This window comes from Devosia sp. FKR38 (assembly GCF_005222805.1).
Classification (GTDB): domain Bacteria; phylum Pseudomonadota; class Alphaproteobacteria; order Rhizobiales; family Devosiaceae; genus Devosia.
On sequence record NZ_STGC01000005.1, the window covers coordinates 2,296,040 to 2,315,833 of the forward strand.

Below are 19,794 nucleotides of genomic sequence, written 5' to 3' on the forward strand. Positions count from 1 at the left end.
ATCAACGTCCATGTATCGCCCCCGTGTGAACGGGGACGGCTGCCCGCGCGATATCAGCTTCCCATTGCCCAATGTGGACCATAATTTCCGCCGCCGCCAGTACCCCGATGACTTCCGGCCGCTTATCCCCAAGCCCCTGCTTGCCGATCGGCAAAACCAGCCGCTCCAGAGCCGCCGCGTCACCGCCCTCGCCGGTGAACCAGCTGGCAAAGCGCGCCCGCTTGGTCGCCGATCCCACCATGCCGATATAAGCCGCGTCGGTCCGCGCCAATGCCTCCTGTGCGATCAGGAAATCCAGCGCATGGTCATGCGTGACGATCACAAAACTGCTGCCCGCCGGCGCTCTGCGCACCACGGCCTCCGGCATGGCCACCACCTGCGCCGTGATGGTTGGCGGCAGCAGGGCAATCTCCTCGCGCCGCGTGTCGATCACGCTCAGCCGCACCGGCATCATGGCAAGGATCTGCGCCAGCGCCCGCCCCACATGGCCGGCGCCGAACACATAAACGCTTGGCAACGCCGCGTCCTCGGCCGCAACCCGGCGCGTCAGTTCGGTCCGCCGCGCTGGGTCGAGCAGGCTCAGCGTCACCCCGACCCGGCCGCCGCAGCATTGCCCGATCTCAGGGCCCAGCGGCACATCCATGGCTTCACTGGCAAGGCCAGCCGCCAGCAGGCGCCGCGCATGTTCGATCACCAGATATTCCAGCGCCCCGCCACCAATGGTGCCGAAGAGATCGCTGGCACTCACCAGCATGAAAGTGCCCTGCTCCCGTGGGGACGATCCCCGCACCGAGGTCAGCTCGCAGACGATGGCGTCGCCAGTGCCGGCAAGGAAGCTGGAGAGCTGGGCAGCGCGGCGGGTCATGGCCTGGCCCCGTGTGTCGGGGGGATCAGCAGGTCACCTGAGGCCGCAGTCGCCATCATGCCTGTTTGTGCTCCCGCGCCAGCCGCTGCACACCCATCAGCACCCGCTCGGGCGTGATCGGCGTATTGAGCCGCGGCGCTATTGCGTAGTCGGCGACACTTGCCACCGCCATGGACAGCGCCTCCATCACGCTCATCGCCAGCATGAACGGCGGCTCACCGACTGCCTTGGAGCGGCCGATGGTGGGCTCGGTATTGACCGACCATTCCGCCAGCCGCACGTTGAAGATCGGCGGCACATCGCTGGCCAGCGGGATCTTGTAGGTCGATGGCGCCTTGGTGCGCAGCTGACCCTTGTCGTCCCACACCAATTCCTCGGTGGTCAGCCAGCCCAGGCCTTGCACGAACCCACCCTCGATCTGGCCGGTATCGATCGCCGGATTGAGCGAATGACCGACGTCATGGAGGATATCGACCCGGTCGACGGTATATTCGCCGGTTAGCGTATCAATGGTCACCTCGCTCACCGAGGCGCCATAGGCATAATAGTAGAATGGACGCCCGCGACCGGTCGCCCGATCCCAATGGATCTTCGGCGTCTGATAGAAGCCGGCGGCCGAGAGCTGCACCCGGTTGAGATAGGCCGAGGCTGCCAGCTCGGCAAAGCCGACGAACTTGTCGCCGCATTCGACCCCGCCCGGCACCCAGCGCACATCGGCCTCGGCCACATTGTGCAGCTTGGCGGCATGGGCGGTCATCCGTTCCTTGATCTGCCGCGCCGCATCGAACGCGGCCATGCCATTGAGGTCGGTGCCTGACGAGGCGGCGGTGGCCGAGGTATTGGGCACCTTGCCAGTGCTGGTGGCCATGATCTTGACCGTGTCCAGCCCTACGCCAAAGGCATCGGCCAGCACCTGGGCGACCTTGATATAGAGCCCCTGCCCCATTTCGGTGCCGCCATGGCTGAGATGGATCGAGCCATCCTTATAGACATGCACCAGCGCGCCGGCCTGATTGTACCAGGTGGCCGTGAACGAGATGCCGAATTTGACCGGCGTCAACGCGATGCCCTTCTTGAGGATCGGGCTGCCAGCATTGTATTTCACGATCGCTGCACGCCGCGCCTGATAGTCCGCGCTGGCCTCCAGCTCATCAACCACGCGGTGAATGATGTTGTCGGTCACTTCCTGGTGGTAGGGCGTGATGTTGTTGCTGTCGGTGCCATAGAAATTGGCCTTGCGGATCTCCAGCGGATCCTTGCCCAGGCTATAGGCGATGTCCTCGATCCAACGTTCGGCCGCCAGCATGCCCTGCGGGCCGCCGAAGCCGCGGAACGCCGTATTGCTCACCGTATTGGTATAGAGCGGTTCGCTCCGCACCCGCACCGCCGGATACCAATAGGCATTGTCGGCATGAAACAGCGCCCGGTCGGTCACCGGACCGCTGAGGTCGGACGAAAAGCCCGCGCGCGCGCCATAGACCGCGTCCACAGCGTGGATCTTGCCGCTCTCGTCATAGCCGACATCATAGTCGACCACGAAATCATGCCGCTTGCCGGTAGCGGTCATGTCATCGTCGCGGTCTGGCCGCAGCTTGCAGGCGCGGTTCCATTTTTTGGCAGCCAGGGCGGCCACCGCCGCGAACAGATTGCTCTGCGTTTCCTTGCCGCCAAAGCCGCCGCCCATGCGCCGCACATTGACCGTCACGGCATGCTGGCGAATGCCCAGCACCTGGGCCACCATCACCTGCACTTCGGTGGGATGCTGGGTGGAGGAATAGACCGTCACGTCCTCGTCTTCGCCCGGCACCGCTATGGCGATCTGACCTTCGAGGTAGAAGTGATCCTGCCCGCCGATCTCCATGCTGCCTTTGACCCGGCGCGGCGCACCGGCCATGCCGGCGGCCATATCGCCGCGCTCAAGCTTGAGCGGCGGCGTCACCAACGTCCCGCCGGCCGCCTGCGCCGCCCGCACATGGGTGACAAACGGCAGCGGCCTATAGTCAATCTTGGCCAGATGGGCGGCTCGCCGCGCCAGCTCGCGCGTTTCGGCAATCACTGCAAACAGCGGCTGCCCCCAGAAATGCACCTTGTCCACAGGGAACAGCGGTTCGTCATGGCTATGATTGGAGCTGACGTCATTGTCGCCGGGGACATCGGCCGCCGTCAGCACGCCGATCACGCCCGGCGCCGCCAAAGTCGCGGAAAAATCCATGCCGGCGATCTCGGCATGCGGATTGGTTGAGAGGCCAAGATAGGCATGCATCGTGCCCGCCGGTTCGACCAGATCGTCGATATATTCGGCCGTGCCGGTCACATGCTTGGGGCCGCTGTCGTGGCGGGTTCCCACATGCAGGGACGACAGGGCAATGGCGGTCTGTGGTTTGGGATCCATCACGCCACCTCCCGCCGCAGTCGCTGGCCCTGGCCAGTGGTCTCAAGGAAGAAGCGTTTGAGCAGGTTCTGCGCACTCAGCAGCCGGTAGTCGGCGCTGGCCCGCATGTCCGAGATCGGCTGATAATCCGCAGCAAACGCTGCCATGGCGGCCTCGACGCTCTCCAGCGTCCAGGGCTGGCCCACCAGCGCCGCCTCGACGGCCTTGGCCCGCTTGGGCGTGGCCGCCATGCCGCCAAAGGCAATGCGCGCCATGCCCACCACCCCGGCGTCATTGATGAACACCCGGAAGGCGCCGCACAGCGCCGAAATATCCTCTTCGCGGCGCTTGGAGATCTTGTAGACCGCGAAGCGCTCACCCGCCGGCAACAGCGGAATGGTCACGCTCTCGACGAACTCGCCCGGCTGCCGGTCCTGCTTGCCATAGGCCAGGAAATAGTCTTCCAGCTTGATCTCGCGCCGATGCTCGCCCCGCCGCAGATGCAGCTTGGCGCCCAGCGCGATGAACGGCGGCGGCGTGTCGCCGATGGGCGAACCATTGGCGATATTGCCACCGATCGTGCCCATGTTGCGCACCTGCTCGCCGGCAATGCGGTCCCACAGTTCCGCCATCGCAGGAAAAGCCGCCGTCAGCGTCGGCATGGCCTCCGAATAGCTCACCCCGGCGTAAAAGCGGATTTCGCTGGCGTTCTCGGCAATGCGCTTGAGCTCCTGCAGATGGCCGATGAAGATCACCGGGCCGATGCGCCGCATGAACTTGGTGACCCATAGCCCCACATCGGTCGAGCCGGCCACGATGGTCGCCTCGGGGTTGGACTCATAGACTGCAGCGAAATCGTCGAGCGATGCCGGCACGATAATGCGGTTCTCGCCTTCGCCGATCTCCACGCGGCTGCCATCGTGGATGGCCTTGATCTGCGCCTTGAGCGCAATGCGCTCGGCCAGCAGCGGATCGCCCTGCGGCAGGCCATAGCTCGACATCGCCTGCGCCGCGCGAATGATCGGCGCATAGCCGGTGCAGCGGCAGAGATTGCCTTGCAGCGCCTTCTCGATGGCCGACTGGCTGGGTTCCGGATTGCGCATCCATAGCCCATAAAGGCTCATCACAAAGCCCGGCGTGCAGAAGCCGCACTGGCTGCCATGGTGATCCACCATCGCCTGCTGCACCGGATGCAGATTGCCGTTCTCGCCACGCAAATGCTCGATGGTCACCACATGGGTGCCGTGCAGGCTCCCCACGAAGCGGATGCAGGCGGTGACCGAGTCATAGATGATCTCGTCATCCATCAGCCGGCCAACCAGCACGGTGCAGGCGCCGCAGTCGCCCTCCGCGCAGCCCTCCTTGGAGCCGCGCAGCCGGCGCTCCAGCCGCAGCCAGTCCAGCAATGTCAGGTCTGGCGGCACATCGGTCAGGCTGATCGCCTCACCATTGAGAACAAAGCGAATAGCGCCCGATACTGCGGTCATGCCTCAGCTCCCCCGATAGGTGGAATAGGCAAACGGGCTCACCAGCAGCGGCACGTGATAATGCTTGTCCTCGGAAATCGTGAAGCGGATCGGCACCACATCGAGGAACGGCGTCTCGATCTCGACGCCCAGCCGCTCGAAATACTGCCCGACGTGAAAGTGGATTTCGAACTCACCATGCTGGAATTGCTGCTCATCGAGCAGCGGCTGATCTACCCGTCCATCGGCATTGGTATAGCTGTCGGTGATATGGTGGGTGTGGTCCCCGTGCACGAACAGCAGCTCGATGCGCATGCCCCGCGCCGGCTTGCCGTGCATGGTATCCAGCACATGGGTCGTCAGACGCCCGTTTCCCGCCATAGTCCTGCTCCTGCTGTCGTCCCCGCATCAAGCTTAGTACGCGGCCGATTGTTCTTGATATACTCAAATTGGGAGCACTATGCTGCCAAAACGGCAACAGGGAAAGCCCTACATGGAACAGCGCAGTCCGCCCGAGCGCCCGCGCGAAAACGCCCTTTCGGCCGGCCTGCTGGCCCGGGTGTTTCACCAGCCATCGCTGATCTATTTCAACGCTGTCGCCACCCATCTCTCCATCCGCGAGGCGGCGCGCCGGCTCAATATCGCCTCCTCGGCCGTCACCCGCCAGGTCGCCCAGCTCGAGGACGCGCTGGGCATCGCCCTGTTCCTCCGCGAGAAGAGGCGGCTGCGCCTGTCGCCGGCTGGCGAAATCCTCTTCCGCCACGCCCGCCGTCTCACCGCGCCCATGGAAGCGGCGGTCTCGGAGATCGAACTGCTGCGCGGCTTGCGCTCCGGCGCGGTGCGCATTGGGGCGGCCGAAAGCGTCGGCCTGTCCTTCCTGCCCCGGTTGATCACCGATTTCGGCAAGCGCTATCCCCGGCTCAACATCGACGTCTCGGTGATCTCCTCGGCCGAGGTGATCGAACGCCTGCTCGACGAGCGCATCGACATCGGCTTTGGCTTCATCGCCAAGCCGCCCCGCCAGATCGACATCGCCTTCCGCCGCGACGTGCCCATCGGCGTGGTCATGACATCAGACCACCCCCTGGCCGGGCTGCGCAAGCTGACCATGCAGCAATGCCTCGAACATCCCCTGGCCGTGGCCAAGCCCGAGATTTCCATCCGCGAGGTCATCGAGCCCTTCCTGCGCCAGTCCGCCACCATCCTGCCGCCGCTGGTCGAGGTCGATTCCATCCGCATGCTGGTCGAGCTGGCGCTGGGCGGCCACTATGCCTCGATCATGACGCCCATCGGCGCCCAGGGCGAAGTGGAGTCAGGACGCCTGGTGTTCCGCCCGCTCGACGATGGCGGCCTGCCCACCAACCGCTTCGGCATCATGCTGCGCGCCGGCACGCCACTCCACCTGGCGCCGGCGATCTTTTTCGACCACGCCAAATCCTATTTCGACAATCTGGTGCTGCCCGGCGCCATCTAGGTCGCCGATGCGATCCGACACGCTTGCTTGACATTCATTCACGATTGGCTATTGGTTCTATTCATAGCCAATCGTGAATGGTTTGCCATGAATGCGCATCAGGATGCCCTCTTTCGCTCGCTCGCCGATCCGACACGGCGCGCCATATTCGAGCAGCTTTGCAGGCATGGTGAACAAACCGTTGGGACACTGACCAGCGTGGCCGGGGTCGCCCAACCCACGGTCTCCAAACACCTCGCCGTGCTCAAGCAGGCCGGTCTGGTGCAGGATCGCCATGCCGGCCGGCAAACCCACTATTCCGCCCGGGCGCAGGCCCTGTTGCCGTTGATGGATTGGACCAGAGAGATGACCGGCTTCTGGGAGGCGCGGCTCGACGCCCTCGAAAATTTGCTCACAAGGATAGACCAATGATCCGCTTCATCCGCAGCTTTCATCGCTGGACCTCGATAGCCTTCACCCTCACCGTCATCGCCAACTTCGTTGCAATCGGTTTCATGGGCCAGGCCAACGTACCGCCCTTTATTACCTATTCTCCGCTCTTGCCGCTGTTCCTGCTGCTGTTCTCGGGCCTGTTCATGTTCTTCCAGCCCTATTTCGCCCGGCGCCGGGCAAGCATGGCGGGTGATCGATGACATTTTCCAAGAACAGTGCCGCCGATCTCGCCACCGGGGCCACGCCAAGGGAACTGATCGACAGGCGCATTGCCGACCTGCCCGACTGGCGCGGCCAAAAGCTCGCACACCTGCGCAAACTCATCCACGAGGCCCTGCCCGACGTCGAGGAAGAATGGAAATGGGGAAAGCCGGTGTGGTCGCACAATGGATTGCTGTGCACCGGCGAGGTCTATAAGGCCGCCGTCAAAACCACCTTCCCCAAGGGCGCTTCGCTCGCCGATCCCGACCACCTGTTCAATTCGAGCATGGAGGGCAATGTCCGCCGCGCCATCGATTTCTTCGAGGGTGGGGCCATAAACGAGGCTGCCTTCAAGGACCTGATCAAGGCCGCCGCCCTGGCCAATAGTGACGCTACCGCCGCCAAAGCAAAGAAATAGGACCCGCCATGAACACGGACACCCAAACCCGCTCGGTCGTCGTTGAGCGCGAGATTGCCCAGCCGACTGCCAAGATCTGGCGGGCGCTGACCCAGTCGCACCTGATTTCCGAATGGCTGATGAGCAATGATTTCGACCTCAAGGTCGGCCACAAGTTCAAGCTGCGCGGCGAATGGGGCGGCGTCCTCGACTGCGAAGTGCTGCTCATCGAGCCCGAGCGGTCGCTGTCCTATGCCTGGGACCATACCAATGACAATCCGCTCTACGCCCTCAAGAGCGTCGTCACCTACACACTGACTCCCACGGCATCCGGCACGCATCTGCGCGTCGAACAGGCTGGCTTTCGGCCCGAACAGAAACAGGCCTTTGGTGGGGCCCACGCCGGCTGGAAGCAGTTTCTGGAGAAGCTGGAAGCAACGGCCGCGCGGGACCCCTGAATCGGCCTGGCGCGAGAGGCCCCCTTGTTGCTACGCCTGGATGGGGCGGGAGCAAGGGGGGCGGCGAAGGCGCGATAGCACTGCATGGCCACTAGCGTCCTCGCCCGGGTTCTGCTTACCATTGGGTCACAATTCCTGACCCAAATGAGACTCTGACATGAACCGCTACCCCCGCGACATGCACGGCTACGGCCCCACCCCGCCCAAGGCCAATTGGCCCGGCGGCGCCCATGTCGCAGTGCAGTTCGTGCTCAACTACGAAGAGGGCGGCGAGAACAATATCCTGCATGGCGATGGCGCATCGGAGGCCTTTCTGGTCGATGTGCTCGGCACGGCGCCCTGGCCCAACCAGCGCCACGCCAATGTGGAATCCATGTATGAATATGGCGCCCGCGCTGGCTTCTGGCGGCTGCACCGCCTGTTCACCGAGGCGGAACTCCCGGTCACCGTCTATGGCGTCGCCACCGCGCTGATGCGCGCGCCGGCCCAGCTTGCGGCCATGCAGGAGGCGGGCTGGGAAATCGCCAGCCATGGCTACAAATGGATCCAGCACAAGGACATGACGCCCGAGGTGGAGCGCGAGCAGATCGCCGAGGCCATCCGCCTGCACACCATCGCCACCGGCGAGCGCCCGCGCGGCTGGTACACCGGCCGCTCTTCGCTCAACACGGTCGATCTGGTCTCCGAAGTCGGCGGCCTCGCCTATATCTCGGACACCTATGACGACGACCTGCCCTATTGGCGCGTGCATCAGGGCAAGCCGCAGCTGATCATCCCATATAGCCTGTCAACCAATGACATGCGCTTTGTCACCGGCCCCGGCTTTGACAACGGCGAGGAATATTTCCAGTTCCTCAAGGACAGCTTTGATTGCCTTTATGCCGAGGGCCAGGCGGGTTCGCCCAAGATGATGTCGCTGGGCCTGCATTGCCGCCTAGTCGGCCAGCCCGGTCGCTACCAGGGCCTCAAGAAATTCGTCGACTACATCAAGAGCTTCGACAAGGTGTGGATTCCGACGCGCCTGGCCATCGCCGAACATTGGACCAGCGAGCATCCCTATGTCGCGCCCGAGGCCATTCCCTCCCAGCTCGACAAGGCCGATTTTGTGGCCCGCTATGGCTCGATCTTCGAGCATTCCCCCTGGATCGCCGAGCGCGCCTGGAAGGCCGAAATGGGCCCGGCCAATGATACCGCCATTGGCCTGCATTTCGCGCTGCGCAGCCAGTTCCGCATGGCCAGCGCCGACGAGCGCCTGGGCGTGCTGCGCGCCCATCCTGATCTCGCCGGCAAGCTCGCCGCAGCCAAACGCCTGACGGCAGAATCCACCGCCGAACAGGCCTCGGTGGGCCTCGACGCGCTGACCGATGGCGAACGGCAGAAGTTCACCATGCTCAACACCGCCTATGTCGACAAGTTCGGCTTCCCCTTCATCATCGCGGTGCGCGACAATACCAAGGCCAGCATCCTTGCGGCTTTCGAGACGCGGCTGACCAATAGTGCTGAAGAAGAATTCGCCGCCGCCTGCGCCCAGGTCGAGCGCATTGCCTTGTTGCGGCTCAAGGCCATCCTGCCCTGAGGGCAGGCGCAAACGCGCTAGCGGTCGGTCTCGCCGTCCGCTGGCTCTTCGTCGCGATCAAACCCGAACAGCATGGCCAGCACGGCCAGCCAGGGCAGGTTGTGCTGCACCCAATGGTGCGGGGAAACGCCGATACTCAACAACACATCACGCATGATCCCAGCATCATCGTCGCAACTGTTGAAGATTGCGTAACCTTATCTTGCCGCCAAGGCCTATTTGTAGAAGCCCTCGCGCAGGTTGATGCCATGCTCGAGAAAAGCCTTCATGGCGCACAGCATGGCCGTCCAGCCTTCGCAATTGCCATAGGATGATTTGAGGCCGCCCGGCGTCTGCCGCCAGCCGCTTTCGGAAATCGTCACCAGGGTGCGGCCATCCTCAAGCGCGGTGAAGTCCATGGTCACGTTGGTCTTGTAGCCGATGGCCTGCGGCGTCTCGCCCGTCGTGCTGGGTTCGCTTGCTTCGCTCGCATCCCACCGCAGCACGATCCTTCTGTCAGGCACCACTTCGACCACCTCTACCGGGTACGCACCGGGAAAATCGTGAAAGTCCCAGATCACCGTGGCCCCCGTCTCCAGGCGCCCCTTGGCGCCGCCAGTGGTGAAATATCCCGACAACTGGCCAGGATCCGCCACGGCTTCGAACACGTCATGCACCGGCTTGTTGATCCGGCCCGAGACCCGGAACTGGATCTGCAGATCTTTCTCCTTGGCGACAACGGCACGCATGAGCCCATCTCCTTCGGTTGACTGCAGGGACAATATGTTATAATTTCATAACATGTCAAATGACGACGCAGACGACCTGATTTTCAAGGCTTTGGGCCACCGCGTGCGGCGGCGACTTCTCGATCTCCTCAAGACCGAGTCACTGACCACTGGCATGCTCTGCGACCTCTTCCCCGAGCTCGACCGTTGCACCGTGATGCAGCACTTGGGCGTATTGGAAGACGCGGGCCTGGTGGTGGCCGAAAAGCGCGGCCGCGAGCGCTGGAACCATCTCGATGCCCTGCCTATTCACGCCATCCACGAGCGCTTCATCGGCCCTTACGCCGCTTATGCCGCGAGCATGCTGAGCCGCCTGCGGCGTGACCTCGACGCCCCTGCCGAGGTCTGAACCGCGCCAAGCACCCCAGACGCGCCACCCATGGTCTTGCGCCGCGCAAGCCTCTAGTGTGGGGTCAGAATCGTCAGTGTTGAACCCTTGCCCATGGCCTCCACCTACGCCTCCCCCGCCGCCGGTCTGCCCGGCCAGATGGCCCTCCACACCGGCCGCGCCGTTTTCACCGAAGCCTATGCGCTGATCCCGCGCGGGGTGATGACCGACATTGTCACCAGCTATCTGCCACATTGGCGTGATGAGCGCTGCTGGGTCATCGCCCGGCCCATGTCCGGCTTCTCCGAGACCTTTTCCCAATACATCATGGAAGTCATGCCCGGCGGCGGCAGCGATCGGCCTGAGCTCGATCCCGGTGCCGAGGGCGTGCTGTTCGTGGTCGAAGGCCAGGCCACTGTGACCATCGAAGGCAAGAGCCATCTGCTCAAGCCCGGTGGCTATGCCTATCTGCCACCCGGCTGCGCCTGGAGCCTGCTCAACAAGGGCACGGTTCCGGTGCGCTTCCATTGGGTGCGCAAGCGCTACCAGCAGGTCGATGGCATCGAGGTGCCGGCGCCCTTCGTCGCCAATGAGCAGGACGAACCCATCATCTGGATGCCTGGCACCAAGAACACCTGGGGCACCACCCGTTTCGTCGCGCCCACCGACATGCGCCACGACATGCATGTCAACATCGTCACCCTTGAGCCCGGCGCGGTCATTCCCTTCGAGGAAACCCACGTCATGGAGCATGGGCTCTATGTGCTTGAGGGCAAGGCCGTCTATCGCCTCAACCGCGACTGGGTCGAGGTCGAGGCCGGCGACTTCATGTGGCTGCGCGCCTTTTGCCCCCAGGCCTGCTATGCCGGCCCCGAGCGCTTCCGCTACCTGCTCTACAAAGACGTCAACCGCCACATGCCGCTGGGCGTCTTCCGGTGACCCAGATCCGGATCGAACCGCTGAGCGCTGAGGCTTTTGCGCCGTTCGGCCAGGTCATCGAAATGGCCGGCGCCCATCACTACCCCATCAATGCCGGCATGACCGAGCGCTACCACGATCTGGCGCGCGTCGAGCTGGCGGGGGTCCATGCCCGCCCGCTGATCTCGATCTTCCGCGGTCAACCCTATGCCCTGCCGCTGCCGCTCAAGCTGGTCGAGCGCCATCCCCTGGGCAGCCAGGCCTTCTATCCGCTCGGGCAGAGCCCCTGGCTAGTCATCGTCGCCGAAGATGATGCCGGCCAACCGGTGCGGCTGCGCGCCTTCCAGCCGTCGCCGGGCCAGGGCGTCAACATCGCCATCAACACCTGGCACGGCGTTCTCACCCCGCTGGAGGTTGCCGCCGATTTCCTCGTCGTCGACCGTGGCGGCGACGGCATCAACCTGGAAGAACACCACTTCGACGCGCCGTGGATGATCTCGGCCTGAGCCCGGCCATTTAACCCCATTCCGAACCGCGACTCCTCTTCCGCCCCGGTCTCGGCTACAGTTCCGGCATTGAGAGGGAGGTCTCGATGCTGCAAACCTTGTCGAAATGCGCTGCCTGGCTTTTGGCCGGCCTGATTGTGCTGACTCTTGCCGCGCCGGCCCAGGCCGTCGACATCACCTTTGCCGGCAACGTCTCCTACCGCGAGCGCATCACCCTCCCGCCCGACGCAGAGCTGGTCATCAGCCTCGTCAGCCTGCCCGGCCAGCACCGCGTCGTCAGCGCCCAGGCGGCTCTGGGCAAGACCAACTCGCCCTTTCAATTCAGCCTGGCCGTCCGCAGCAGCGTATTGGCCGATGCGGGCAGCTATGGCCTTGTGGCCGAAATCTGGTCAGGCGGCTATGCCATATTCAGCAATGCCCGGCCGGTGCCCGTCGATCCCCTGCTGCCCAGCGGCATCCTGATACCGGTTGAGCACCGCGCGCCACCGCCTCACGACGCGCCCGAGCAGGTCCTGCTGCCCGTCGAGGCGCCCAATCCATTGCTCGACACGGCCTGGACAGTCACCAGCATCGGCGGCGAGCCCATTCTGCCGCAAACCAATGTGACGCTGTCGATCGCCGATGATTTCCGCGCGGGCGGCAGCGGCGGCTGCAACAGCTATTTCAGTGAGGCCGAGTTTGCCGCGCCGCCGCTGACATTCTCCCCCATCGCCAGCACGCGCATGGCGTGCGACCCCGCCATCATGGCGCAAGAGGCCCGTTTCTTTGCCGCGCTCGAAGCCACCGCGGGCTACGACCTCTCGGGCGACGCCCTGCAATTGGTCGATGCGGCGGGCGTTGCCCTCGTCGGTCTGGTGCGTCAGCCCTGAACCGGGCTTTTCAAGGCAACGCTGGCTGATTAGGCTCTGCCGAACCTATGGGGCCGCAATGAACAATACCGACCTGATCTCCCGCCTGCTTGACGTGATCGAACACGACATTGCCCCGGTTACCCGGCGCGGCGTGACCAAGGGCAACAAGCTGTTTGGCGCCGCCATCCTGCGCAAGTCGGACCTGTCGGTGGTGGTCGCCGAGACCAATAACGAAACCGAGAACCCGCTGTGGCATGGCGAAATGCACGCCATCAAGCGCTTCTTCGAACTCCCCGCCGACCAGCGCCCCGACGTCAAGGAATGCCTGTTCCTGGCCACCCACGAGCCCTGCTCGCTGTGCCTATCCGGCATTACCTGGTCTGGCTTTGACAATTTCTACTATCTGTTCAGCTACGAGGACACGCGGGACAGCTTCGCCATTCCCTATGACATCGCCATCCTCAAGGCGGTCTATGCCGTGCCGGAACCCGAGACCGGGCTGGTCTCGCCTGACCGCCCGCTCTACAACCGCACCAATCAATATTGGACCAGCCACAACATCGGCGGGATGATTGCGGCCCTATCGCGCGATGATCGCGAGGCCCTGGTCGCCCGCTTCGATGACATAACCGGGCTCTATGCAGAGCTTTCGTCCGTCTATCAGAAGGACAAGGGCAACAAGGGCATTCCGCTGGCCTGAGCGGTCGCGTCGGGCGCCGCGGTGAATTCACTGCGCGGCACCGCCGCAAACGTCCCAGCATAGGCGCCAAGGCTGATCAGCACAGCCGTGAGCGCCGCCAGCGCCCACTGCCTCAACCTGCTTTGCCCCAAAGGCCGACGCTGCACCACTTCTTCCGACCCTGCTCACGCATCTGCCACAACATGGCTCTGGCTTGCGCCCTTTGCCGATCACAAGAAAGCCCGGCTGGCGCATGCCAGCCATGAGACGCCGTTTCGCCACATCGTGACCCCATTGCGCGCCTATGACGGCAGGCATCGTCAACGACACATGAGGCGCACCATGCCGCAGACAGATCCCACGACCACCACCAACACCCCGCTTCTGGCCATCTTCACTGACTTCGACGGGACACTGGTCGAGCTGGCTGAAACGCCCGATGCCGTCTCCGTCCCCGACGCCCTTGCCCACCGCCTCGAACAGACCGCCCGCGAATTCGACAGTGCCTTCGCCGTGCTGACCGGGCGCGAAATCGCCGATATCGATCGCTTCCTGTCGCCGCTTCAGCTGCCCATCGCCGGCGCCCATGGTGCCCAGCGCCGCCGCGCCGATGGCTTTGTCGAGCCGATTGATCCGGCCAGCCTGCGCGACGCCCAAGCCATCGCCCAGGCCCTGTCGCCCTTGCTCATTGCCCATCCCGACCTGCTGCTGGAAACCAAGCAGGGCGCCGTCGCGCTGCATTTCCGCCAGGCGCCCGAACTCGAAACCGCCGTCCGCACCGCCATGGAAGAGGCCCTGCGCGCCGTTGGCGGTTTCTCCCTGGTCCCCGGCAAGATGGTCTATGAGGCCCGCCCACAAGGCGTCAGCAAGGGCGATGCCCTGCGGGCCTTCATGCGTGAGGAGCCGTTCCTCGGCCGCACGCCTATTTTCATCGGCGACGATGTCACCGACGAGGACGCCTTCATTGCGGCCCAGGACCTGGGCGGCATCGGCATCAAGCTGGGCGAAGGCGAAACCGCCGCCCGCATGCGCATTGCCGACATCGCCTCTGTCCACGCCCTGATCCAGGGCCTGGGCGATATCGCGGCCCGCGAACGCGAATTCACGCCGATCCATTGATAGGGCCTACGGAAGGCCCGGGGTCGGGCCTTCCGTACCATCGCCTTGCAAACCGAGACGGCCGGAGCCGACTGCGCGCCCGCACCGGCAGCGCGCCCGCCGTCTCACCAGCGCCTGGGGGTAAACCATGAGCAGACTGATTGTCGTTTCCAACCGCACACCCGGCAAGGGTCCCGCCGCCGGCGGCCTGGCCGTGGCGCTGCGCAAGACCCTCGCCGCACGCGACGGCTTCTGGTTCGGCTGGTCCGGCAAGCTGGCAGAATCCCCGTCCGAAGCGGCAGTTTTTGAGGATATCGACGGCCTCAGCGTCGCCCAGATCGATCTGACGCGCGAGGATCACCACGCCTATTATGCCGGCTTTTCCAATTCCATCTTGTGGCCCAGCTTCCACCTCCGGCTCGATCTGGCCACCATCGAGGGCCATTGGTACGAGGGCTATCGCGCCGTCAACCGCCAGTTCGCCCGCGCCCTGCTGCCGCTGCTGGAGCCCGATGATGTCATTTGGGTGCATGACTATCATCTGATCCCGCTGGCCAACGAGCTGCGCAGTCTGGGCGCGCGCAACCGCATCGGGTTCTATCTCCACATCCCCTTCCCCACCACCGATGCGCTCTATGCCATTCCGCATCACAACGAACTGATGCGCGACCTGTCGCGCTATGATGTTGTCGGCCTGCAGGCCAACCGCGATGTCGGCGCTTTCACCGAGTTTGCCGAACATCAGTCCCCATCGAGCCTGTCGGGCAATCCGCTGCGCTCGGTGGACTTCTCGCGCACGGAAACGGCGGCCTTCCCCATCGGTTCAGACCCTGACGCTTTCGCCCGCCTTGCGGTGACGCCGGCGGCCACCAAGATGGTCCGCCGCGTCGAGCGCAGCCTGCGCGACAGCAAGCTGATCCTAGGCGTTGATCGGCTCGACTATTCCAAGGGCCTGCCGCAGCGCATTGAGGCCTATGAAAAGCTGCTCGACAATGACACCCGCTTCCGGCGCACCGTGCACATGATGCAGGTCGCACCGCCATCGCGCGACACCATCAAGGAATACCAGGAGACCAGCGACACGCTGGACGCCATCTGTGGTCGCGTCATGGGCCGCTTCTCCGAGCCCGACTGGCAGCCGCTGACCTATGTCAAGCGCGCCTATGGCCAACCGAGCCTCGCCGGTCTCTATCGGCTGGCCCGCGTTGGTCTGGTCACACCGCTGCGCGACGGCATGAACCTGGTGGCCCATGAGTTCATCGCCTCCCAGGACCCGACCAATCCGGGTGTGCTGATCCTGTCGCGCTTTGCCGGCGCGGCCGAGATCTTCCCCGAGGCCATCCAGGTCAATCCCTTTGACACCGACGAGACGGCTGAGGCGCTGCGCATGGCGCTGGACATGCCGCTCGATGAGCGTATCGCCCGCTGGACGGCGCTGATGGACGCTGCGCGCCTGCACAGCGTCGACAACTGGGCAGCCAGCTTCCTGGCACGTCTGTCGCCCGACACCAGCGGCGCGGCCAGTGGAACGCGCGACATGCTCTACTTGGCGTCGACCGGCTGAGATCCTTGCCGCTTTGTCATGCACCTGTCCGCACTTTAAGACACGGCGCGCCCTGCGCCTGCTAGACCCCGAGCATCATCGCCGGCGTTGAGCGGACCTGTCCGAGACCGGCCAGACAAGGGACAAGCCATGACCAAGATCAACCGTCGCGACGCCTTCAAGGCCGTTGCCATCACCGCATCGGGCGGCCTGCTGATGAGCCAGCAGGCCTTCGCCCAGGAGGCCGGCGTCAGCGCCACACAGACCGCGGCCCTGCTACAGGGCGCCGATGTCTGCGCCATCATTCCCGAAGTCACCGAGGGGCCCTACTATTTCGATCCGGCGCTTGAGCGCATCGATATCACCGAGGGCAAGGTCGGCATTCCCATGCGGGTGCGTCTGCAGGTGGTCGACGCCGCCTGTGCCGCTATCGAGGGCGCCCGCGTCGATATCTGGCATTGCGACGCCACCGGCGTCTATTCCGGCTATGCCAACCAGGGCGATGACCGCACGGTGGACACCACCGGACAGACCTATCTGCGGGGCACCCAGTTCGCCGACGCCAATGGCATCGTCGAGTTCGAGAGCATCTATCCCAGCTGGTATGGTGGCCGCACCACCCATGTGCACTTCAAGGTCTTCCTCGATCAGACGACCGTCCTGACCGGGCAGATCTTCTTCCCCGATGCGCTGAGCGAATATATTTATGCCAATGTCGCGCCCTACAATGATCGCAGCCGGGCCCGCGACACGCTCAACTCCAATGACAGCATCGCCACCAGCTCGACCCGCGCGGCCTTTGCCTTCGTCAAGGAACTCGAGGACGAGTATCTCGTCGCCATGATCGTGGGCGTTGATCCCACCGCCGCATCCATGGGCGCGATGGCCAGCGGCGGCGACGCGCCGCAGCCGCCTAGCGGCGATGCCGGCGGCCCGCCCGCTGACGGCACCCCGCCCGCCGGTGGCCAGGGTGGCCCGAGCGGCACTGCTGACGCTTCGACCATGACGCCTGCCGTCAAGGGCAATTAGCCCCGCGACACCCAGGGACTGCCCGACGCCGCCAATAGGGTCACCAGCATCCTGTTCATCGGCGTCGGGATGCCGTGCTTGTCACCAAGCCGCACGATCACGCCATTGCGCGCGTCGATCTCCATGCGGTTGCCCGCCATGCGGTCCATCTGCAGGGAACTGCCCCGCGACCCCTCATCCATGGTCCGGGCGCTCTCTATGGTCGCCTCGATCACACTATCGGGCACCACAGCGCCCTCAGCCCGCCCGACCGCAGCGCATTCCTCGACGATGCCGCGCACAATGGCGGCAAGCGCATCGGTCCACACCGGGCCCGTTGACCGCAGCGTCAGCGCCGGAACAATCGCAGCACTATTGCTGACCAGCTTGACCCAGGCCTGCGACAGGAAATCGGCGTCTGCCGAGGCCGCGATCTCGGTCTTGGCGAACAGCGCCACCAGCGCGTCGCCATTCACACCCGAGGGCACGGCGATGATGCCATGCCGCTGCTGCACGATACGGCCGGGCGCCAGCCGCGCTGCCGGCAGATTGATCATCACCGGCACCAGCTGTTCGGGCGGCACCAGATGGGCGAAGAGCCGCACATGCTCGACGCCGTTCTGAATGATGGCAACGCGCGTGTTGGCGCCCACTAGCCGGTTGAGCCAGGGCGCCGTGCTGTCGATGTCATAGGTCTTGGTCGCCACCATCACCCAATCGACGGGCTGCGCCGTCGCGGGATCGGTGAGCACCCTGGGGTGCGCGGTGATGGGGCCGCTGGGCGTCTCGACCACCAGATGCTCAAACGCGGTGCGGGCACACACTGTGACGGAGAGGGCCGGATTCTGCGCCAGCCAGGCAGCAATCGTGCCGCCAATGGCACCGGGTCCGACAACAGCAATACTGGTCATGGCAGGCTCCAGAAAAAAGGGCGGCCCTTGGGCCGCCCTTTCACTATCTGGATTCGATCAGCCCTGCACAACCCGGCCGCGCTGCCGGTCGAGATTGGAGCGACCCTCATTGCGAGCCGCTTCCTTCTGGGTCTTGCCCCAGCGCTGCTTGGCGCCGGCGGGCTTGGCCGCCATCGGCTTGCCGGTTTCCATATCGCGACGCACACCGCGGCTCGGGGTCCCTTCCGGGCGGGTCCGCGGCGCATCGGCCGGACGGCTGCGCTGGCCATCGGCGGCCGGACGCGACCGCGGGGCCTCGGCGGCCGGGCGATTGCGCGGCGTATCGGAGGGGGCGCGATGCGGCTGGCTCTTGCCAGCGCCTTCACTGCCGAATTCGGCAAAGGGGCGACGCTCGGCGGGCGAGCGGCGATCCGCCTGCGGCTGGCGCGGGTTCTTGGCACTGCGCGGACCCGGACGACCACCAGCCGGCTTCTTGTAGGCCGAGCGCGGGGCTTCCACGACGCCGGTATCATTGGCCAGGTGCAGATCGCCCGTATAGGGCAGGGTCCGGCGGATCAGGCGTTCCACATCGCGCAGCTTGCCGCGTTCGGTGCCATCACACAGGGTAATGGCAAAGCCCGAAGCGCCGTTGCGGCCGGTGCGGCCGATACGGTGCACGTAGTTTTCCGGATCGTCCGGCAGTTCATAGTTGATCACATGGGTGATGCCGGGCACGTCGATGCCACGGGCAGCAATATCGGTCGCCACCAGAATGCGCACGTCGCCACTGGAAAAGCCCTTGAGGGCGCCCTGACGGGCGTTCTGGCTCTTGTTGCCATGGATGGCAGCAGCCTTGTGGCCGTCGATCTCGAGGTTCTTGGCGACGCGATCGGCGCCATGCTTGGTGCGCGCGAAAATGATAACGCGTTCCATGTTCTCGGTTTCGCTGGCCAGCAGCTCATTGAGCACGCCGCGCTTGGCCTTGGCGCCGGACAGGATCACGCGCTGGTCAATCTTGACCACGGTGGAACCAGCGATCGACGCATCGACGCGCACCGGATCCTGCAGCAGGGTCTTGGCGAGGTCGGCCACTTCGGGGGCCATGGTGGCCGAGAACATCATGGTGTGGCGCTTGATGCCGATGGCCTTCACGATGGCACGCACCGGGGCGATAAAGCCCATGTCGAGCATCCGGTCGGCTTCGTCGAGCACCAGCCAGCGCGTTTCGGCCAGCTTGATCTTGCCATCGTCCATCAGGTCCTTGAGGCGACCGGGGGTGGCAACGGTGATATCAACGCCGCGTTCCAGGCGCTTGACCTGATGATAGCGCGACACGCCGCCCAGCAGCAGCACGGTATCGAGCTTCATCTTGGAGCCGGCGAACTTGCGGATGGCTTCGTCGATCTGCACGGCCAGCTCGCGCGTCGGCGCCAGGATCAGGGCACGGGTGGTCATCGGCCGCGGACGGCCGGTCAGGGTCAGCAGACCCGCCAGGATGGGCAGGCCGAAGGCGGCCGTCTTGCCCGAACCGGTCTGGGCAATGCCCATCATGTCGCGGCCTTCGAGCAGCTTGGGAATAGCCTGGCTCTGGATTTTGGTGGGCTCGGTGAAACCGGCCGCAGTCAGGCTGTCGGTCAGGATTTCGGGCAGGCCCAGGGAAATGAAGTCGTTCAAGTGACTATGTCTTTCTGCGCCGGATGGCGCTGCGATGCGCGCAGGACAATGCAGCGCGCAAGTCGCCAGACGCACGTGCGCTGGCGGGTCAACAGATGCAATCGGGCGATAATTGAAGGGTATCGCGCGGGTGCTGGCTCGAACCCGGACAAACAGTTTCCGGGCTGACTTCGCCGCTCACCGCAGGGGATAAGAAGTGAAGTCCGTCACCAAAGTCTGGCGCCAGCGGATCCCACAAAAGGGTCCATGCGCCGGTGACGATGCCGCCTATGTGGGCGATCAGCCCTGAAAT

22 protein-coding genes are annotated in these 19,794 nt (G+C 64.5%); 14 read left to right on the top strand and 8 right to left on the bottom strand.

Annotated features, from left to right (window positions below):
* Window position 1 precedes the first annotated feature (1 nt).
* Genes xdhC through uraH form a run of 4 tightly spaced genes read right to left on the bottom strand, consistent with a single transcriptional unit; the run spans window position 2 to window position 5,083 of the window.
* The gene (gene xdhC / locus E8M79_RS16110) at window positions 2-865 is read right to left on the bottom strand and encodes a xanthine dehydrogenase accessory protein XdhC (RefSeq protein ID WP_137152868.1); all 864 of its coding nucleotides are present in this window, start codon (window positions 863-865) and stop codon (window positions 2-4) included.
* A 55-nt stretch (window positions 866-920) separates the two neighbouring features.
* Window positions 921-3,257 carry a xanthine dehydrogenase molybdopterin binding subunit gene (gene xdhB, locus E8M79_RS16115; RefSeq protein ID WP_137152869.1) on the bottom strand — a complete coding sequence of 779 codons (2,337 nt, stop codon included), beginning with the start codon at window positions 3,255-3,257 and terminating at the stop codon, window positions 921-923.
* A complete protein-coding gene (gene xdhA, locus E8M79_RS16120) occupies window positions 3,257-4,723 on the bottom strand; it encodes a xanthine dehydrogenase small subunit (protein ID WP_137152870.1) in 1,467 nt (488 codons plus the stop codon). Before xdhA ends, xdhB begins: the two co-directional genes overlap by 1 nt.
* Before the next feature lie 3 nt (window positions 4,724-4,726).
* Window positions 4,727-5,083, bottom strand: coding sequence for a hydroxyisourate hydrolase (gene uraH, locus E8M79_RS16125; protein WP_137152871.1), 357 nt, complete (start codon window positions 5,081-5,083; stop codon window positions 4,727-4,729).
* 112 nt (window positions 5,084-5,195) lie between these two features.
* Here uraH and E8M79_RS16130 point away from each other — a divergent pair, with 112 nt between their 5' ends.
* The 6 genes from E8M79_RS16130 to puuE all read left to right on the top strand — a co-directional run bounded on the left by E8M79_RS16130 (window position 5,196) and on the right by puuE (window position 9,240).
* On the top strand, window positions 5,196-6,176 hold the full coding sequence (locus E8M79_RS16130) for a LysR family transcriptional regulator (RefSeq protein ID WP_171015898.1): 981 nt from the start codon (window positions 5,196-5,198) through the stop codon (window positions 6,174-6,176).
* Between the two features lie 87 nt (window positions 6,177-6,263).
* Window positions 6,264-6,587 carry a metalloregulator ArsR/SmtB family transcription factor gene (locus tag E8M79_RS16135; protein ID WP_137153419.1) on the top strand — a complete coding sequence of 108 codons (324 nt, stop codon included), beginning with the start codon at window positions 6,264-6,266 and terminating at the stop codon, window positions 6,585-6,587.
* Window positions 6,584-6,808 (top strand): hypothetical protein, encoded by a 225-nt coding sequence (locus E8M79_RS16140; RefSeq protein ID WP_137152873.1) that lies wholly within the window; start codon window positions 6,584-6,586, stop codon window positions 6,806-6,808. Before E8M79_RS16135 ends, E8M79_RS16140 begins: the two co-directional genes overlap by 4 nt.
* Entirely contained in the window at window positions 6,805-7,227 is a 423-nt protein-coding gene (locus tag E8M79_RS16145) for a DUF1801 domain-containing protein (protein ID WP_137152874.1), read from the top strand. Before E8M79_RS16140 ends, E8M79_RS16145 begins: the two co-directional genes overlap by 4 nt.
* Window positions 7,228-7,235: 8 nt before the next feature.
* Window positions 7,236-7,664, top strand: a complete 429-nt coding sequence (locus E8M79_RS16150) for an SRPBCC domain-containing protein (RefSeq protein ID WP_137152875.1) — start codon at window positions 7,236-7,238, stop codon at window positions 7,662-7,664.
* A 157-nt stretch (window positions 7,665-7,821) separates the two neighbouring features.
* Window positions 7,822-9,240: an allantoinase PuuE gene (gene puuE / locus E8M79_RS16155; protein ID WP_137152876.1), complete on the top strand. Its 1,419-nt coding sequence runs from the start codon at window positions 7,822-7,824 to the stop codon at window positions 9,238-9,240.
* Between the two features lie 17 nt (window positions 9,241-9,257).
* Here puuE and E8M79_RS18430 read toward each other — a convergent pair whose 3' ends face one another.
* Together E8M79_RS18430 and E8M79_RS16160 are read right to left on the bottom strand one after the other, a co-directional pair.
* On the bottom strand, window positions 9,258-9,395 hold the full coding sequence (locus E8M79_RS18430) for a hypothetical protein (protein WP_171015899.1): 138 nt from the start codon (window positions 9,393-9,395) through the stop codon (window positions 9,258-9,260).
* A 60-nt stretch (window positions 9,396-9,455) separates the two neighbouring features.
* Window positions 9,456-9,938, bottom strand: coding sequence for an SRPBCC domain-containing protein (locus E8M79_RS16160; RefSeq protein ID WP_137153420.1), 483 nt, complete (start codon window positions 9,936-9,938; stop codon window positions 9,456-9,458).
* An 82-nt stretch (window positions 9,939-10,020) separates the two neighbouring features.
* Here E8M79_RS16160 and E8M79_RS16165 point away from each other — a divergent pair, with 82 nt between their 5' ends.
* The 8 genes from E8M79_RS16165 (at window position 10,021) to E8M79_RS16200 (ending at window position 16,959) form a co-directional block, all read left to right on the top strand.
* Window positions 10,021-10,356 (top strand): helix-turn-helix transcriptional regulator, encoded by a 336-nt coding sequence (locus tag E8M79_RS16165; RefSeq protein WP_137152877.1) that lies wholly within the window; start codon window positions 10,021-10,023, stop codon window positions 10,354-10,356.
* A 93-nt stretch (window positions 10,357-10,449) separates the two neighbouring features.
* A complete protein-coding gene (locus tag E8M79_RS16170) occupies window positions 10,450-11,274 on the top strand; it encodes a bifunctional allantoicase/(S)-ureidoglycine aminohydrolase (RefSeq protein WP_137152878.1) in 825 nt (274 codons plus the stop codon).
* Window positions 11,271-11,759: an ureidoglycolate lyase gene (locus E8M79_RS16175; RefSeq protein ID WP_137152879.1), complete on the top strand. Its 489-nt coding sequence runs from the start codon at window positions 11,271-11,273 to the stop codon at window positions 11,757-11,759. The genes E8M79_RS16170 and E8M79_RS16175 overlap by 4 nt, the downstream gene beginning before the upstream one ends.
* A gap of 86 nt (window positions 11,760-11,845) precedes the next feature.
* Window positions 11,846-12,628 (top strand): META domain-containing protein, encoded by a 783-nt coding sequence (locus E8M79_RS16180; RefSeq protein WP_137152880.1) that lies wholly within the window; start codon window positions 11,846-11,848, stop codon window positions 12,626-12,628.
* A 58-nt stretch (window positions 12,629-12,686) separates the two neighbouring features.
* Window positions 12,687-13,310 carry a nucleoside deaminase gene (locus tag E8M79_RS16185; RefSeq protein WP_137152881.1) on the top strand — a complete coding sequence of 208 codons (624 nt, stop codon included), beginning with the start codon at window positions 12,687-12,689 and terminating at the stop codon, window positions 13,308-13,310.
* Between the two features lie 321 nt (window positions 13,311-13,631).
* Window positions 13,632-14,408 (top strand): trehalose-phosphatase, encoded by a 777-nt coding sequence (gene otsB, locus E8M79_RS16190; protein ID WP_137152882.1) that lies wholly within the window; start codon window positions 13,632-13,634, stop codon window positions 14,406-14,408.
* Between the two features lie 127 nt (window positions 14,409-14,535).
* On the top strand, window positions 14,536-15,951 hold the full coding sequence (locus E8M79_RS16195; protein ID WP_137152883.1) for a trehalose-6-phosphate synthase: 1,416 nt from the start codon (window positions 14,536-14,538) through the stop codon (window positions 15,949-15,951).
* Window positions 15,952-16,080: 129 nt separating this feature from the next.
* Complete coding sequence (locus E8M79_RS16200) at window positions 16,081-16,959, top strand: intradiol ring-cleavage dioxygenase (RefSeq protein ID WP_137152884.1); 879 nt, start codon at window positions 16,081-16,083, stop codon at window positions 16,957-16,959.
* Here the strand turns inward: E8M79_RS16200 and E8M79_RS16205 are convergent.
* Window positions 16,956-17,849 (bottom strand): 2-dehydropantoate 2-reductase, encoded by an 894-nt coding sequence (locus tag E8M79_RS16205; protein ID WP_137152885.1) that lies wholly within the window; start codon window positions 17,847-17,849, stop codon window positions 16,956-16,958. The genes E8M79_RS16200 and E8M79_RS16205 overlap by 4 nt on opposite strands.
* Window positions 17,850-17,906: 57 nt before the next feature.
* On the bottom strand, window positions 17,907-19,502 hold the full coding sequence (locus E8M79_RS16210) for a DEAD/DEAH box helicase (RefSeq protein ID WP_248305018.1): 1,596 nt from the start codon (window positions 19,500-19,502) through the stop codon (window positions 17,907-17,909).
* Window positions 19,503-19,794 lie beyond the last annotated feature (292 nt).

Excerpts from the sequence above, each read along its gene's own strand:
- E8M79_RS16150 (WP_137152875.1), top strand. The coding sequence starts at position 7,236 with ATGAACACGGACACCCAAACCCGCTCGGTCGTCGTTGAGCGCGAGATT.
- xdhA (WP_137152870.1), bottom strand. The coding sequence starts at position 4,723 with ATGACCGCAGTATCGGGCGCTATTCGCTTTGTTCTCAATGGTGAGGCG.
- E8M79_RS16145 (WP_137152874.1), top strand. The coding sequence starts at position 6,805 with ATGACATTTTCCAAGAACAGTGCCGCCGATCTCGCCACCGGGGCCACG.
- E8M79_RS16205 (WP_137152885.1), bottom strand. The coding sequence starts at position 17,849 with ATGACCAGTATTGCTGTTGTCGGACCCGGTGCCATTGGCGGCACGATT.
- E8M79_RS16180 (WP_137152880.1), top strand. The coding sequence starts at position 11,846 with ATGCTGCAAACCTTGTCGAAATGCGCTGCCTGGCTTTTGGCCGGCCTG.
- xdhC (WP_137152868.1), bottom strand. The coding sequence starts at position 865 with ATGACCCGCCGCGCTGCCCAGCTCTCCAGCTTCCTTGCCGGCACTGGC.
- E8M79_RS16140 (WP_137152873.1), top strand. The coding sequence starts at position 6,584 with ATGATCCGCTTCATCCGCAGCTTTCATCGCTGGACCTCGATAGCCTTC.
- E8M79_RS16165 (WP_137152877.1), top strand. The coding sequence starts at position 10,021 with ATGTCAAATGACGACGCAGACGACCTGATTTTCAAGGCTTTGGGCCAC.
- otsB (WP_137152882.1), top strand. The coding sequence starts at position 13,632 with ATGCCGCAGACAGATCCCACGACCACCACCAACACCCCGCTTCTGGCC.
- E8M79_RS16170 (WP_137152878.1), top strand. The coding sequence starts at position 10,450 with ATGGCCTCCACCTACGCCTCCCCCGCCGCCGGTCTGCCCGGCCAGATG.
- E8M79_RS16195 (WP_137152883.1), top strand. The coding sequence starts at position 14,536 with ATGAGCAGACTGATTGTCGTTTCCAACCGCACACCCGGCAAGGGTCCC.
- xdhB (WP_137152869.1), bottom strand. The coding sequence starts at position 3,257 with ATGGATCCCAAACCACAGACCGCCATTGCCCTGTCGTCCCTGCATGTG.
- E8M79_RS16200 (WP_137152884.1), top strand. The coding sequence starts at position 16,081 with ATGACCAAGATCAACCGTCGCGACGCCTTCAAGGCCGTTGCCATCACC.
- E8M79_RS16130 (WP_171015898.1), top strand. The coding sequence starts at position 5,196 with ATGGAACAGCGCAGTCCGCCCGAGCGCCCGCGCGAAAACGCCCTTTCG.
- uraH (WP_137152871.1), bottom strand. The coding sequence starts at position 5,083 with ATGGCGGGAAACGGGCGTCTGACGACCCATGTGCTGGATACCATGCAC.
- puuE (WP_137152876.1), top strand. The coding sequence starts at position 7,822 with ATGAACCGCTACCCCCGCGACATGCACGGCTACGGCCCCACCCCGCCC.
- E8M79_RS16135 (WP_137153419.1), top strand. The coding sequence starts at position 6,264 with ATGAATGCGCATCAGGATGCCCTCTTTCGCTCGCTCGCCGATCCGACA.
- E8M79_RS18430 (WP_171015899.1), bottom strand. The coding sequence starts at position 9,395 with ATGCGTGATGTGTTGTTGAGTATCGGCGTTTCCCCGCACCATTGGGTG.
- E8M79_RS16185 (WP_137152881.1), top strand. The coding sequence starts at position 12,687 with ATGAACAATACCGACCTGATCTCCCGCCTGCTTGACGTGATCGAACAC.